This is a genomic window from Banduia mediterranea, from assembly GCF_031846245.1.
Lineage (GTDB): Bacteria > Pseudomonadota > Gammaproteobacteria > Nevskiales > Nevskiaceae > Banduia > Banduia mediterranea.
The window spans coordinates 43086-58333 of sequence record NZ_JAVRIC010000012.1 but is presented as its reverse complement, the minus strand read 5'-3'; the positions used below and the strand labels follow the sequence as shown (position 1 = coordinate 58333).

Here is a 15248-nt window from a genome sequence, read left to right as displayed (position 1 = left end):
CAGACCCGCGCCCCTCTCGCCGACGCTCTGGACGGACGGGGCCGCGTGGTAATCTCCGCAGCACTCAATTTCAGGCGCAATCACCATGAACGAAACCGAACAGTCGCAAATCCTAAGCGAACAAAGCGATCGCATCTGCACGATTCGCATCAACCGGCCGGGCAAGAAAAACGCCCTGACCAAGGCGATGTACACGGCTCTCAGCGACGCCTTGCTGACCGCCGCCGAAAACCGCGAGGTCCGTGTCATCGTACTGGCCGGGCATGCGGAGATCTTTTCCAGCGGCAACGACATGCAGGATTTCCTGAAGCATCCGCCGGTTGGCGAGGATGCCCCGGTATGGCGCTTTCTGAAAGCGCTGATCGACAACCCGAAGCCGGTGGTGGCGGCCGTCAACGGAATCGCGATCGGCGTCGGCACCACGATGCTGCTGCATTGCGACTTCGTCATCGCCGGCGACAACGCCGTGTTCCAGATGCCGTTCGTCAATATCGGCGTGTGTCCGGAAGCAGGCTCCAGCATGCTGTTCCCGCAACTGCTGGGGCACCGCCAGGCGGCGGAACTGTTGATGCTCGGAGAACGCTTCGATGGCGCGCGTGCAGTCGAATTCGGCCTCGTCAATCGCGTGGTCGCCGCTGACGAAACCGAAGCCGTTGCGCGAGAACTCGCCTTGCGTCTGGTGGCGCAGCCGCCCGAGGCGCTGCGCACCACCAAGCGCCTGATGAAGCAGGGCCAAGGCGAGGCGATCGCCGCGATCATGCAGCTCGAATCCGATGCCTTCGTGGCGATGCTCGCCGGCGGCGAAGCGCGCGAAGCGATGACCGCGTTTGTCGAAAAGCGGCGGCCTGATTTTTCCAGCTTCGACTGATTTCCCCGCGCCCTTAACCTGAATCACGCGCCGCGTGATGCCGACCTAGCCTCGTCCGCTTGCGGGGGAGGGGGACCGCTCGCGACTGCGAGTGGTGGATGAGGGCAACGGCCATGTCGCAGGCGACATTGTGCAGGGTGTCGCTCGCGGCACGGTCCTTAGCGCAGCTCAGAAGGCGTCGATGGCTTGAGACAGGCGTTGCAGCGGCACGATTTCCATGTCGAGTTTCGCGGAACGGCGTGGCTGATTCGCGGCCGGCACCAGCGCGCGACGGAAGCCATGCTTGACCGCTTCCTGCAAGCGTTCCTCACCTGCGGCGACCGGACGAATCTCCCCGGCCAGCCCGACCTCGCCGAAGACCACCGTATCCATCGGCACCGGGCGCCCGCGCAGACTCGACAGCGCCGCCATCAGCAGCGGCAGATCGGCCGCCGTCTCCTGAATCCGCATGCCGCCGACGACATTGGCGAACACGTCCTGGTCCGCCAGTGAAATGCCGCCGTGGCGGTGCATCACCGCCATCAGCATGTTGAGGCGATTGCCTTCGAGCCCCAGTGCGACGCGGCGCGGCTGCGAACCGTGACTGGTATCGACCAGGGATTGCACCTCCACCAGCAGCGGCCGACTGCCCTGCCGCGTGACCATGATCACGCTGCCCGGCACGGCCTCCTCGTGACGCGAAAGGAACAGCGCGGAAGGGTTGGCGACTTCCTTGAGTCCGTCGTCGCCCATCGCGAACACGCCGAGCTCGTTGACGGCGCCGAAACGATTCTTGACGGCGCGAATGATGCGGAAGCGCGAACCCGGGTCGTGTTCGAAGTACAGCACCGTGTCGACCATGTGTTCGAGCACGCGCGGACCGGCGATCGCGCCCTCCTTGGTCACATGCCCCACCAGCACGATCGAGCAACCCTGATTCTTGGCAAAGCGCACCAACTGCGCCGAACACTCGCGCAGCTGCGACACCGAGCCCGGCGCCGAATCCAGCGAATCGGACGACAGCGTCTGCACCGAGTCGATCACCACGAAGCCTGGCGCGTTGACCGCCATCGCCTGCAGGATCGCCTCGACTCGCGTTTCGGCGAGCACCGGCAGGTCCATGCGCGTCAGCCCCAGGCGCCGCGCGCGCAGACTGACCTGGGACAGGGATTCCTCACCGGTCACGTACAGCGTCGGCAGCCGGCCCTGCACCGCCGCCAGCACCTGCAGCAGCAGCGTGGACTTGCCGATGCCGGGATCGCCGCCGATCAGACAGACCGCGCCCGGCACGATGCCGCCGCCGAGCACCCGGTCCACCTCCGGCATTCCGGTCGACACGCGCGGCGCGTTCTCTGCGGAAATCGATTCCAGGGTCTGGACTTCGGGCACCGGCGAGCTTCCGGCATAGCCGCCGCGCCGGGTATCGCTGACGCTTTCGACCAGCGTGTTCCATTCGCCGCATTCCGGACACTGACCCGCCCATTTGGGGGCTGTCGCGCCGCAGGATTGGCAGACATAAATCGATCGCTGTTTGGCCATCGCGGTTCGGGCAGTGTCCTAAGCCGGGGGGAAAGGCCGTAGTATGACCTTGATATCGAAAGCGATCGCGGGGGGCTGGTCGTGAAGACTTCCATAGGGTCCAGGGACTGGGCGGCCGGCCTGGTATTCGCCGTGCTGTTCGTCGTGCTCGCCTATCTGGTATTTGGACGCGCCGTCCAGACCCTGGAGCGCAGCGCCTACGACGTGGGCGTGCAGCTGCGCGACGAGACGCCGAGCGACCGCATCGCGATCATCGCGATCGACGACGCCAGCATCGACCGCCTGGGGCGCTGGCCATGGCCGCGCAATCTGCATGCGGCAATGATCGATCTGCTGCATGACGGCGGCGCCAAGACGATCGGCAACACGGTGTTCTACTTCGAGGATCAGCTCGATCCGGGCCTGGCGGCGCTGCGCGAACTGTCGGATCAGCTTGCCGCCTCGCCGCTGATCCAGACAGTGCCGTCCGAGATCGAGCAATTCGGCGCGGCGCTGGATGCGCTCGCGGCCAATAATGCGGCGGCCGGCGTGCTCGCACAGCGCTATCACCGATCCGCGCTGGCCACCGAATACAGTGCGGCCCTGGACCGCTTCGCCGCGCGGCTGCTCGAAGCCCGGCGCGGCCTGTCGGTGGACGACACGCTGCGACGCTCGCTTTCGGACGCCGGCAACGTCGCACTGGCCCTGCATTTCCGCATCGGCGTTCCGATCGGACGACCCGACGCGCCGCTGCCGGACTACGTCAGCCGCAACGCCCTGAGCCACGTCGTCGACCGGATCGACGCGCGCACGCAGGGCCTGCTGCCGGTTCCGGCACTGGCGGCCCAGATCCCGGTGGCGGGCATCGGGCGCGCCGCCGCGATGATCGGCCACCTCAACACGCTGCCGGACGTCGACGGCGCCATGCGTTTCGAACCCCTGGTGGTGCAGTACTACGACGCCTACTATCCGTCACTGTCGCTGGCGATGGCGGCCGCGGCGCTGAACCTGGGGGTGGACGACATCGAGGTCCGGCTCGGCGAGGGCATCGCGCTCGGCGGACTCGAAATCCCGACACGCCCCGACCTGCAGATGTACACCCACTTCTACGGCGATCAGGGCGGCAAGCCCGCGTTCAAGGTCTATTCGTTCTTCGACGTGTTCAGCGGCACGGTGCCGGCCAGCCAGTTCCGCGACAAACTGGTGCTGATCGGCGCGACTGCCACCGGCATCGGCGACAGTCTGGCGACGCCGGTTTCACCGAGCATGGCGCCGGTGGAGGCAATGGCGCACACCGTTTCGAGCATCCTGCAGGGCGACTTCTATGTTCGCCCAGAATGGGCGGCGTTCGCGGAGATCGGCGCCCTGCTGGCCGCGGCGCTGTATCTCGCGCTGCTGTCGCCGGCACTGGGGCCGGCCGTGGCCGCCGTGCTGACCACGGTGCTGGTGATCGCGCTCGTGGGTACCGAGCTTTATCTGATGAGCGATCTGGGCCTGTGGCTGAAACTGGTCACGCCCGCCCTGCTGCTGGTGAGCGGTCATTTGTTCATGACGGTGAAGCGCTTGCGCATCACCGAAGTGCTGAAGTCACGCACCGAAGTCGAAGGCGCCGAGTCCAACCGCATGCTTGGCCTCGCATTCCAGGGCCAGGGCCAACTGGACATGGCCTTCGAGAAGTTCCGACGCGTGCAGCCGGTCGACGACAAGCTGCTGGAGCTGCTCTACAACCTGGCGCTGGATTTCGAACGCCGGCGCCAGTTCAACAAGGCCGAGTCGGTCTATCAGTTCATCGCCGGACATGACCGCGACTTCCGCGATGTGGCGGAGAAGCTGACACGCGCACGGCGCCTGTCCGAAACCGTGATCCTCGGCGGCGGCAGCTCGCATCCCGGCGGCACGATGGTGCTGGACAAGACCGAGCAGATGGAAAAGCCGATGCTGGGGCGCTACCAGGTCGAAAAGGAGCTCGGCAAGGGCGCGATGGGCATCGTCTATCTGGGACGCGACCCCAAGATCGGCCGGCAGGTGGCGATCAAGACCATGGCCCTGGCACAGAACTTCGAAGAGGACGAGCTCGACGACGCGCGCGCCCGCTTCTTCCGCGAGGCCGAAACCGCGGGGCGACTCAGTCATCCGAATATCGTCTCGATCTTCGACGCCGGCGAGGAACACGACCTGGCGTTCATCGCGATGGAATTCGTCGGCGGCCACGACCTCACGCGCCACACCAAGGCGAATGCGCTGCTGCCGGTCACCGATGTGCTGCGCCACATCGCCGACGCGGCCGAAGCGCTGGACTACGCGCATCAGCAGGGCGTGGTTCATCGGGATGTGAAACCGGCGAACTTGATGTTGGTGGAGCGATCGAACACCGTAAAGGTCATGGACTTCGGCATCGCCCGCATCACTGACTCAAGCAAGACCAGGACCGGCATGGTGCTGGGCACGCCCAGCTACATGTCGCCGGAGCAGCTGGCCGGCAAGAAGGTCGATGGTCGGTCGGACCTGTTCTCGCTCGGCGTCACGCTCTACCAGCTGCTGACCGGCGCGCTGCCGTTCCAGGCGGACTCGCTGGCCACGCTGATGTACCGCATCGCCAACGAAACGCCGGCGCCTGCGACCACGCTGCGGCCGGAGCTTCCCGCCGGCGTCTCACCGATCCTGGATCGCGCCATGAGCAAACCGCTTGAACGACGCTACGCGCTCGGCGCCGAATTTTCAGCCGAGCTGCGCGTGCTGCTGCAGACTCTGAGCTGATCCGGACCGGGCCACGATGGCACTACAGGACAAGGTCGCCACTGCGCTGCTGACTCACCCAGGGCGGGTACGGACCAATAACGAGGACGCGATCGCCGAGGATCCTCGGCTTGGCCTGCTGGTGCTGGCCGACGGCATGGGCGGCTACAACGCTGGCGAGATCGCCAGCGGCATCGCCGTCGCCACGATCCTCGACATCGTGCGGCGCGACTGGGATCAGCGCGAACATGGCCAGATCGAAGCCGCCAGCGGCTATTCCAGCGAGGCGCTGCTGCTGCGCCAGGCCGTGGAGGCTGCGCACAACGCGATCCAGCATGTCGCCGAATCGCAACCGCAATGCCAGGGCATGGGCACCACGGTGGTCTGCTGTCTGCTGCATGACGATCGCCTGTCGATCGCCTATGTCGGAGACTCGCGCCTGTACCGGCTGCGCGAAGGCGAACTCGACCAGATCACGCGCGATCATTCCCTGCTCGAAGAACTGGTGGCACGCGGTCATTACACGCGTGAGGAAGCCGGGCGCCTGGTGCGCAAGAACATCGTCACCCGCGCCCTGGGCGTGGAAAGCTCCGTTGAAGTCGACCTGATCGAGGACAGCCTGCAACTGGGCGACATCGTGCTGCTGTGTTCCGACGGGCTCTGCGACCTGCTCAGCGACGAGGAAATCGCGCTAAGCCTGCGGCGGTTTGCTGATAACCTCCCGAAAGCGGCAAGCGCGCTGGTGGATGCCGCCAACGCAGCCGGAGGCAAGGATAATATCGCGGTCATTCTGGCGCGCCTGGATCAGTCGCTGGCCCGAGGCAAGCGCTGGTACGAACGTTTGGTGGAGTGGTTCTAGTGTGTTTCGGGGTGAATTGGCGCGGTACTTTCGGGTTTCATTCTTAGGTGGGTCGACGCGACATGGGAAAACTGATCGTCACGGACGCGGCCGGGGCCGTGAGCGAAGTCGTTCTCGACAAGGAACGTGTTTCGATCGGACGCCATCCCGACAACGACATCTGTCTCGCCGACAAGTCCGTGTCCGGGCGTCATGCCGTGATCGTGACCATTCTTCAGGACTCGTTCCTGGAAGATCTCGATTCCACCAACGGCACCCAGGTCAATGGGCGCCAGGTCGCCAAGCATTCCCTCTCGCACGGCGACACCGTCACCGTCGGTCGCAATTTCCTGCGCTACGAAAGCACCCTGCTGAACCAGGACGATGCGCTCGATCAAACCGTGATCCTCAAGCCCAGCCAGATCGACGCGGCCACCGCCAGCGCGGCGCCAGCGCCCACGGCGCCCACTGTCGGGCGACTCGAAGTGATCAGCGGCGCCAACGCCGGGCGCGGGCTGGAGCTGACCAAGGCGCTGACCACGCTAGGCAAGCCCGGGGTTCAAGTGGTGGCGATCACTCGTCGTGCCGATGGTTACTACATCGTTCATGTCAGCGGAGACAAGGGACGGGGTCGACCGCAGCTCAACGGCACGGCGATCGGTTCTGCTGCACGCCGGCTTGAAACCGGCGACGAGTTCGAGCTCAGCGGAACACGCATCCGCTTCGTGCAGGAATAAGAGAAGTGGGACGGCTCGATCGGCGGCCTTGATGGCTAGGACTCGCCGCCTGCAGCCATCCAGCGCCCGGTTTCCTGCATCGGGTCCGCAGTGGCGCTTTCCCCGAGCGTGGACGCCAGCAAGGTGCTGATACGCATCGGCACCGCTTTCTGCACTTCCAGTCGCGCCACACGAATCGCGTTGGCGAAAGCCAGCACGTCGGCACCGCCGTGCGACTTGATGACCACGCCGCGCAAGCCCAAAAAGCTCGCGCCGTTGTAGCGACGCGGGTCGATACGGTCGGCAAAGGCCTGCAGTACAGGCCGGGCCGCGATCGCCGACAGCTTGGTGAACATGTTGCGCGTGAATTCTTCCTTCATGAACTGGCGAACCAGCTTGGCCACGCCTTCGCTGGTCTTGAGCGCCACATTGCCGGCGAACCCGTCGCAGACCACGACATCGACCGCGCCGGTGAAAATCTCGTCACCTTCGATGAATCCGGCGTAATTGAGATCCGCCTGCTGGATCAGGCTCGCCGCCTGTCGTATCGACTCGACGCCCTTGATCTCCTCGGAGCCGATATTGAGCAGGCCCACGCTCGGTTTCGACAAACCGTTGACCGCGCTGACCAGCACCGATCCCATCACCGCGAACTGGAACAGCTGCTCCGCGGTGCATACGGCATTGGCGCCGAGGTCCAGCATGTGGGTATGCCCCTTGAGCGTGGGCATCGGCGACAGCATCGCCGGGCGATCGATGCCCGGCAGCGTCTTGAGCACAAACTTGGCAATTCCCATCAGGGCGCCGGTGTTCCCCGCCGACACACAGGCCTGGGCGCGGCCGTCCTTGACCAGATTGATCGCCACACGCATCGAAGAGTCCTTCTTCGTGCGCAGTGCGCGCGACGGAAGCTCGTCCATCGCGACTACCTCGGACGCAGGCTGAATCTCGATCTGCGGCGGAATCGAGCGCCCCAGTGCCGAGCGCAGGGCGGCCTCGTCCCCCACGAGTATCAGCTTGACGTCTTGATAATCGCGCAAAAACGAAAGAGCGGATTCGACCGCGACCGTATGGCCGTGATCGCCGCTCATTGCATCCACGGCTACGGTGATTGGAGTGTCAGTCAATGTTCCCCCAAATCTTCCGCGCCGGAACCCCGTTCCGGTGCCTCGGCACGCGCCGGTTCAGACTTCTGGGGTGTTCTTCTCGATCACTTTCCGGCCGCGGTAGTAACCGTCCGCGGTCACGTGGTGACGCAGATGCGTCTCGCCTGAAGTCGGGTCCACCGACAGCGCAGGCGGCTTGAGCGCGTTGTGCGAACGACGGTGACCGCGCATCGAGCGGGACTTCTTGGATTTCTGAACAGCCATTTTTCAACTCCGTGAGACCGCGCGTGCGCGATCCTGATTTAATTCGCGTCAAGCAATTCGACGACTGGGTTCCACAAAAAATTATCGCATGCCGCTCAGCGGCAGGTATTCCGTTCGCAAACCGGCATGACCGGCACCGCGAGCAGGACTTCGTCCTCGATCAACTGCCGAACCGGCAGCCAGTCGTCTTCGATCAACACGGGCTCACACTCAGCCAGCAAGCGCTGCTCTTCGGCCTCGCTTTCGACCAGACGCCAGTCCACATCAATATCGAACGACCAGTCGTACGTCTCCGCGCAGCGTTCACACACCAGCTCGAGCCGTCCTTCCAGCGAGCCCCGCACATGCCAGCTGCCGTCCGCGTCCGCCGAAGCATCCAGCCTCGTCTCAAGCTGCCCCGTCTCACCGGCCGCAAGCTCGCGCAAGCGCTCCAGTTGCTCCAGGCCGAGGCGACCCTCGATGCGCTGTCGCCGACGAACCGCGCTTTCGGCGCGGATTCTCTGCGGCAGGATGTGAGGGACCGTCATGGGCGCGCGATAATAGTGAGCGCCCAAATGCTTGTCAAAGAAGAAAATGTCTGCAGCCGCCCTGATTCTCGCCTCGCAGTCCCGATACCGGGCCGAACTCCTCGGCCGGCTGCGCCTCCCATTCCTCACCGAGGCGGCCGATATCGACGAAACACCGGGGTTCGACGAGCCGCCCGCGGCACTGGCGGAACGGCTGGCGGAGCACAAGGCCCGCCACGTCGCCCACCGCCATCCCGGCGCCTGGGTCATCGGTTCCGACCAGGTCGCCGCCTGCGAAGGCAAGCTGCTCGGCAAGCCGGGCGCACTCGCCTCGGCGCGCACCCAACTGGCGCAGCTGTCAGGGCGACTGGCACGCTTTCACACGGCGGTCTGCCTGATCTCGCCGGTCGGCGATGCGCGACAGGCGCTGGACACGACGACCGTGCGCATGCGCCATCTCGACTCGAATCAGATCGAACGCTACCTCGCACTGGAGCCGGCCCTGGACTGCGCCGGCAGCTTCAAGTGCGAGGGCTACGGCATCACGCTGTTCGAATCCATCGACACCTCCGATCCGACCGCTCTGATCGGACTGCCGCTGATCGCGCTGAGCCGGCTGCTGAGCGAGGCTGGCTGGCCGCTGCCCTGAGAGCCTGAACTTCACGAAGCGGCCAGCCAGGCCGGCAGGTCCTGCACTCCGTCGATCACGCCCGCGGCACCGGCGGCGCGAATGCGCGACGGCGCATGGACGCCGCAGGCCACGCCGAGCCCCAGCAGTCCGGCCGAACGGGCCATGGCGATGTCATACTCCGTATCGCCGATCATCAGCGCCTGTTCCGGCCCCAGCTGCTCCTCCTCCAGCAGCTCGTGCAGCATCTTCGGGTGGGGCTTGGACGCCGTTTCGTCGGCACAGCGCGACGAGGACACGAGCCGCGCGAGTTCGCCATGGTGCGCCAGCGCGCGGCGCAGCCCGACGCGGGATTTGCCGGTGGCGATGGCAATGCGGAAACCCATGACATCGAGCCGACGCAGCGTGTCGAGAGCCCCGGCAAACAGCGGCGCCTCGCCGGAGGCATGCCCGACGAAGCGCTTGCGGTAGGCCTCCAGCAAGCCGATGAGATGCTGCGCATCGATGCCCGGATAGAGTCGCTCCATGACATCGACGAGCCCCAGACCGATCAGCTCGCGAATCTGGTCGTCACTGCGGCGCGGAAGCTCAAGGGCGGTGATCGCCTGCTGCATGCTCGAAACGATCGTGGCCGCCGAATCGGCCAGGGTTCCGTCCCAGTCGAAGATCAACAATTCGAAACGCCGACTCATGAGGGGAGCCGTTCGAGCACGGCCTCCAGCTCCGCAGGCAGCGGCGCTTCCACCCGGAGCGTCGGATAACCGTCCTGCGCAGGCAGCTGCAGACCGCGGGCATGCAGGAACAGGCGCTTCAAGCCGGCTTCACGTATCGGCTTCTGCGCATCACGGAATCCGTACTTGCGGTCGCCGGCGACCCCCTGCCCGACTTCGTTGGCGTGGACCCGGATCTGGTGCATGCGCCCCGAAAAGATATCGACCTCGCACAAGGTGGCGTCGACAAAACGCCGTGTCGGTGTAAAACGCGTTCGTGAAGGCTTGCCGTGCTCGTCCACCAGCACCATGCGCTCGCCGCCCTGGGGGAAATTCTTGAGCAGCCGCGAATCGACCTCGCGCACACCGCCGTTCCAGGCGCCGATCACCAGGGCCAGGTAGCGCTTTTGCGCCAAACCATCCCGAAACGCATTCTGCGCGCGCAACAGCGCCTTGCGCGACTTCGCCAGCAACAGCACGCCGCTGGTATCGCGGTCCAGGCGATGACAAAGCTCCACATAGTCATAGGTCTGCCAGGCTCGAATCGCTTCGATCACGCCGTAATCCAGCCCGCTGCCGGCGTGAACGGCCAAGCCCGCCGGCTTGTCTAGCGCGAGGTAATCTTCGTTTTCGAGGCGGATCGCGGACTTCAGGCGGTCCAGCACGCGATCCGGCGGGCGCACCGGTTCGCCGCGCTCGGCAACGCGCACCGGCGGCACACGCACGGCCTCACCCAGCCGCAAACGGCGGTCGGGCTTGCAGCGTCCGCCGTCGACGCGCACCTGTCCGGAACGCAGCAAACGATAGACGTGCGATTTCGGCACGCCCGGCAGATGCTTCAGAAGAAAGTTGTCCAAACGCTGCCCCTCATCGTTACCTTCAACGCTGAGATGGCGGACTTGTGGAAAACCCTGGGGCGCAGGCACAATAGCGACGCTCCGCAGCTTGAAAAAGTGATGTTTGACGATGTTGGGATTGCCGCTTGCGGCCTCCGAACATCGTCAGGGGCGACCGTCACGGTCGAAGGACGGGACAATGACTATAGCAAATTGGCTATGGCGGTTATCCGTTCCTCGTATCGAATTAGGCTCGCAGCGCATTGGTGCGCGCGGGCATTCAGCAGTTCCACCCGCGCTCCCGCGGGCGGTTAACGAATTTCGGGGCCGGCGCGAACTCAGATACGCACCGCCCCTCGCCCGTCCGCGGTCGAGCGTTACACGAGACCGCACAACATGAAGCGTATCCTCATCAACGCGACGCAACGCGAGGAGTTGCGCGTTGCCATCGTTGATGGCCAGAAGCTCTACGATCTGGACATCGAAACCGCAGCACGAGAGCAAAAGAAGGGCAATCTCTACAAGGGCCGCATCACCCGGGTCGAACCCTCCCTCGAAGCCTGTTTCGTCGAGTACGGCGCGGACCGTCACGGCTTTCTGCCGCTGAAGGAAATCGCCCGCAGCTACTTCAAGGGCGACCCCGACAAGAACAAGTCGAACAACATCCGTGATCTTCTTCAGGAAGGCCAGGAACTGGTGGTCCAGGTCGAAAAGGAAGAGCGCGGCAACAAGGGCGCCGCGCTGACCACGTTTGCGAGCCTCGCCGGCCGCTACCTGGTGCTGATGCCGAACAACCCGCGTGCCGGCGGAGTGTCGCGCCGGGTCGAGGGCGAGGAACGCGACGAAGCGCGCGAAGCGCTCAGCCAGTTGCAGATTCCGGATGGCATGGGTGTCATCGTGCGCACCAATGGCATCGGCCGCACGCCCGAGGAACTGCAGTGGGATCTCGATTATCTGGCTGAAATCTGGGGTCAGTGCCTCGCGGCTTCCGAAACCAAGGCGGCGCCATTCCTCATCTATCAGGAAAGCAACATCATCCTGCGCGCGCTGCGCGACTACCTGCGCCCGGACATCGGCGAGGTCATGGTCGACCACCAGGAGACCTACGAGCAGGCGCGTACTCACATGCAGCAGGTGATGCCGCAGCATGTGCACAAGCTCAAGCTCTATCAGGATACGATTCCGCTGTTTTCACGTTTTCAGGTGGAATCGCAGATCGAATCGGCGCACCAGCGTCTGGTGCAGCTGCCGTCCGGCGGCTCGGTGGTCATCGACCCGACCGAGGCGCTGACCTCGATCGACATCAACTCGGCGCGCGCCACCGGCGGCAAGAGCATCGAGGAAACCGCACTGCAGACCAACTGCGAGGCGGCCGACGAGATTGCTCGACAGATGCGCCTGCGCGATCTCGGTGGACTGGTCGTGATCGATTTCATCGACATGAACGCGCAGAAGAACCAGCGCGAAGTCGAAAACCGTCTGCGTCAGGCCTGCGAGATCGATCGGGCACGCATTCAGCTCGGACGCATTTCCCGCTTCGGCCTGCTGGAGATGTCGCGCCAGCGCCTGCGGCCGTCGCTGGGCGAACATACCCAGACTCCGTGCCCACGCTGCGAGGGCCGCGGCCAGATTCGCAGCGTCGAATCGCTGGGCCTGTCGATCCTGCGCCTGATCGAGGAAGAGTGCATGAAGGACCGCACCGGACGTGTGATCGCACAGCTTCCGGTCAGCGTCGCCACTTTCCTGCTCAACGAGAAGCGCGACGCGCTGTCAGTCATCGAAGCGCGCTGCGCCACGCGCGTCACGGTGGTTCCGAACGAGACCCTGGAAACGCCGAACTTCGAAATTCTGCGTGTCCGCGCCGATCAGTTGTCGCAGGATCAGAACGACGCCGTCAGCTACGATCTTCCGAACGACTTCCAGGCGCCCCAGCGCGCCGCGTATGTGGAAGCCAGCAATCCGCCGCAAAGAGCGCTCACGCGTGCCGCGGTGGAAGTCGTGTCGCCGCCAAGCCCGGCGCCGGCCGCCCAGACCGTACCGGTCGCCGTGGTCGCTGCGACGACCGCCGCCGCCCCCACCGAATCGCTCTGGGCCCGCCTGAAGCGCTGGTTCGTTGGTGATGCCTCAGTGGCCGAGGAAGCCGCGCCGGTCCGCAGCCAGCGCCGCGGTACTGCGTCGGCCGGCGATTCCAGCGCGGAGACCGGGACCTCGCGCCGCCGGGGCGGGCAGGATTCACGCAATAGCGGAAACAAGAGTCGCGACGGCGGCAGCAACAATCGTCGTGGCGGTCGCAGCCGCGGCGGACGCAACCGCAATGAGGGTGCGCGTCGCGACGAACCGCGTCGTGAGGAGCGCCCGCGCAAGGACGAAGCGAAGCGCGACGAGGCTCGTGCGGACGCACAGCGCGAGCAGCAGCCACAGCAGGATCAAGCCAAGCGCGAGCGTCCGCCGCGTCAGGGCCGTGCCCGCAAAGAAGCGCAGGAGCTCGAACAAGCCGATAAGGATACGCTGCAAGCGGTCGCCACAGCACCAACCGTAGGCGCCGAGGCCGAGGTTGAGGCCTCTCGGGACGCCGCCACCGCTACAGCCGAATCCTCGGCTGAGCAGCCCGCCACCCCGGACGAGGATCGACCGAAGCGCAGCCGTCGCCGGCGTGGCGGCCGCAACCGCAACCGCGGCGAGCGTTCGCGCGGCACCGGCGCGCCGACTTCCGCAGGCGCGGCCGCAGATGGCCCGTCGTCCGAAAGCGCTCCTCCCTCTGACGAGACGGATTCGCAGACCATAGATGCAGCGCGCAGCACCGAAGTCGTCACGGAAGCCGGCGTTGTCGAGGCGCCAAGGAAGCAGGAAGCTGTAGCCGAATCAGAGGCCGGACAGACGGACGACAGGGCGGACGACAGGGCGAACGAGATCGCCCCGAAGCCTGTGCTCGCAGAGACCGAAACAGGCAAGGCGGTCCCCGACCAGGCCGAATTGCCGCTGGAAGCGCAGACCACGGAACCCGAGTTCATGGAGGCCGAGGCCACAAAGGCCGACAGCGCCGCCGAGCCGGCCGTGAATCTGGAAGTGGACGAGCAGGAGCTGGCCGAAAAGCGTTCCGAAGCCCCGTTCGCCGAAGCCGACATGCAGGAGCCCACTCCCGCTGAAGCCGAGGCCAAGCTCAAGAATGAAGCGACCCTTGAAACTGAAACCGCCGCGGCAAGCGCCGAAGCAGACTCAGAAGAACCCCCGGCTGACGAGCCCGAGGCTCAAGCCGCGTCTGTGTCGGTCGTCGAACAGCCGGAAATGCCTGCGGCGCACCACGATGCCGACGGCAAGCCCCTGGTTCGACCCAGCGAAAGCGTGCGTGGCGACTTTTTGCCGCGCCTGTTGGCGCCGGCCGCGGGCAGTGCCGGTACCTCCGAACCGGTGGTGTCCGAAACGCGTCCGCTGTCGCCGGTCAGGAACCAGAGCTTTTTGCCGCGCCTGATCCAGGCCAACGAGACGGTCGAGCCTGAAATTCGTCAAACCCTCAAGCCTGTGGAATCGCCGCGTCCCGACAAGACCCCGGGCGGTGATGACGTGCAAGCCGAGGCAGCGACACCGTCCGACGACGAATCGCCGTCGGTCGATGATGGCGGCAACGAAACGACACAGAAGCCGGCCGAGAAGACCGCGGGAGCGGGCTCCTGATCGGAGAACCCGAGCGGAGCAAAGAAAAAGGCCGGGAAATCCGGCCTTTTTCTTTGGCGTCTTGCCCTGTCGAGGGGCACCGCGAGGTCCTTCGATCAGGCGCCTGAAGCAGGCCTGAGATATGCGATCACGGCCGCCAGGTCTTCTTCGGTATCGACGCCCCGCGGTGGCGACTGCTCCACCACGCCAGCCAGGATCGTCAAGCCGTTCCACAGCGCCCGAAGCTGCTCCAGCGCTTCGACCTGCTCCAGCGGCGCTGGCGGCAGAGCGGCGAAGTGTTTGAGCGCCGCCACGCGATAGGCGTAGATGCCAATGTGCCTCAGGGGCGGTTCAGCCGGTAGCTTCGGTGTGCCGCGTGACGCGCCGTCACGCTGCCAGGGAATCGGCGCGCGCGAGAAGTACAGAGCTCGGCCGCGCGCATCACGGACCAGCTTGACCACGTTCGGATCCAGCCATTCCTCCAGTGCATGCAGCGGATGACAGAGCGTGGCGATGTCGGCCTGCGGGTCATTGGCGAGCAGCTGCGCGGCGTTCGAAATCAGTTCGGGCGGCATCAGCGGCTCGTCACCCTGGACATTGACCACGATGGTGTCACCCGGCCAGTCACGACGTACTGCGACTTCATGAATGCGATCGGTGCCGGACGGGTGCTCAGGCTTGGTCATCACCACGGGAATGCCGAAATCGGCGGCGACCGCCTCGACTTCAGCATCGTCCACCGCGAGGATCACTTCTTCGGCCCCACTGCGGCGCGCGGCATCGACCACCCAGGCGATCAGCGGACGGCCACCAATATCGCGCAGGACCTTGCGCGGCAGGCGCGTGGACGCCAAGCGCGCCGGGATCACAACCTTGAAACTCATGTCATGGC

Annotated in this window: 13 protein-coding genes; 6 read left to right on the top strand and 7 right to left on the bottom strand. The window is 65.2% G+C overall.

The features are described from left to right. Positions 1 to 85: 85 nt before the first annotated feature. The gene (locus RM530_RS09855) at positions 86 to 868 is read left to right on the top strand and encodes an enoyl-CoA hydratase (protein ID WP_311365058.1); all 783 of its coding nucleotides are present in this window, start codon (positions 86 to 88) and stop codon (positions 866 to 868) included. A gap of 168 nt (positions 869 to 1036) precedes the next feature. On the opposite strand, the gene radA is transcribed toward RM530_RS09855, so the two are convergent. Next, positions 1037 to 2386, bottom strand: coding sequence for a DNA repair protein RadA (gene radA, locus RM530_RS09850; protein ID WP_311365057.1), 1350 nt, complete (start codon positions 2384 to 2386; stop codon positions 1037 to 1039). A gap of 81 nt (positions 2387 to 2467) precedes the next feature. Here radA and RM530_RS09845 point away from each other — a divergent pair, with 81 nt between their 5' ends. From RM530_RS09845 to RM530_RS09835, 3 genes are all read left to right on the top strand, one after another. Further along, positions 2468 to 5122, top strand: coding sequence for a CHASE2 domain-containing serine/threonine-protein kinase (locus RM530_RS09845; protein ID WP_311365056.1), 2655 nt, complete (start codon positions 2468 to 2470; stop codon positions 5120 to 5122). 16 nt (positions 5123 to 5138) lie between these two features. After that, on the top strand, positions 5139 to 5960 hold the full coding sequence (locus tag RM530_RS09840) for a Stp1/IreP family PP2C-type Ser/Thr phosphatase (protein WP_311365055.1): 822 nt from the start codon (positions 5139 to 5141) through the stop codon (positions 5958 to 5960). Between the two features lie 62 nt (positions 5961 to 6022). Next, the gene (locus RM530_RS09835; protein ID WP_311365054.1) at positions 6023 to 6676 is read left to right on the top strand and encodes an FHA domain-containing protein; all 654 of its coding nucleotides are present in this window, start codon (positions 6023 to 6025) and stop codon (positions 6674 to 6676) included. Between the two features lie 35 nt (positions 6677 to 6711). Here RM530_RS09835 and plsX read toward each other — a convergent pair whose 3' ends face one another. The 3 genes from plsX to RM530_RS09820 all read right to left on the bottom strand — a co-directional run bounded on the left by plsX (position 6712) and on the right by RM530_RS09820 (position 8552). After that, the gene (gene plsX, locus RM530_RS09830) at positions 6712 to 7782 is read right to left on the bottom strand and encodes a phosphate acyltransferase PlsX (protein ID WP_311365053.1); all 1071 of its coding nucleotides are present in this window, start codon (positions 7780 to 7782) and stop codon (positions 6712 to 6714) included. A 57-nt stretch (positions 7783 to 7839) separates the two neighbouring features. Next, the gene (gene rpmF / locus RM530_RS09825) at positions 7840 to 8025 is read right to left on the bottom strand and encodes a 50S ribosomal protein L32 (protein WP_311365052.1); all 186 of its coding nucleotides are present in this window, start codon (positions 8023 to 8025) and stop codon (positions 7840 to 7842) included. A gap of 95 nt (positions 8026 to 8120) precedes the next feature. Next, a complete protein-coding gene (locus RM530_RS09820) occupies positions 8121 to 8552 on the bottom strand; it encodes a YceD family protein (RefSeq protein ID WP_311365051.1) in 432 nt (143 codons plus the stop codon). Positions 8553 to 8598: 46 nt separating this feature from the next. On the opposite strand from RM530_RS09820, the gene RM530_RS09815 reads away from it, so the two are divergent. Next, on the top strand, positions 8599 to 9180 hold the full coding sequence (locus tag RM530_RS09815; protein WP_311365050.1) for a Maf family protein: 582 nt from the start codon (positions 8599 to 8601) through the stop codon (positions 9178 to 9180). A gap of 11 nt (positions 9181 to 9191) precedes the next feature. On the opposite strand, the gene RM530_RS09810 is transcribed toward RM530_RS09815, so the two are convergent. Further along, on the bottom strand, positions 9192 to 9851 hold the full coding sequence (locus RM530_RS09810) for an HAD family hydrolase (RefSeq protein ID WP_311365049.1): 660 nt from the start codon (positions 9849 to 9851) through the stop codon (positions 9192 to 9194). Then, positions 9848 to 10795, bottom strand: coding sequence for an RluA family pseudouridine synthase (locus RM530_RS09805; protein ID WP_311365048.1), 948 nt, complete (start codon positions 10793 to 10795; stop codon positions 9848 to 9850). Before RM530_RS09805 ends, RM530_RS09810 begins: the two co-directional genes overlap by 4 nt. A gap of 306 nt (positions 10796 to 11101) precedes the next feature. On the opposite strand from RM530_RS09805, the gene RM530_RS09800 reads away from it, so the two are divergent. After that, the gene (locus RM530_RS09800; RefSeq protein ID WP_311365047.1) at positions 11102 to 14377 is read left to right on the top strand and encodes an Rne/Rng family ribonuclease; all 3276 of its coding nucleotides are present in this window, start codon (positions 11102 to 11104) and stop codon (positions 14375 to 14377) included. Between the two features lie 95 nt (positions 14378 to 14472). Here RM530_RS09800 and kdsB read toward each other — a convergent pair whose 3' ends face one another. Then, positions 14473 to 15240 carry a 3-deoxy-manno-octulosonate cytidylyltransferase gene (gene kdsB / locus RM530_RS09795; RefSeq protein WP_311365046.1) on the bottom strand — a complete coding sequence of 256 codons (768 nt, stop codon included), beginning with the start codon at positions 15238 to 15240 and terminating at the stop codon, positions 14473 to 14475. Positions 15241 to 15248: the final 8 nt, after the last annotated feature.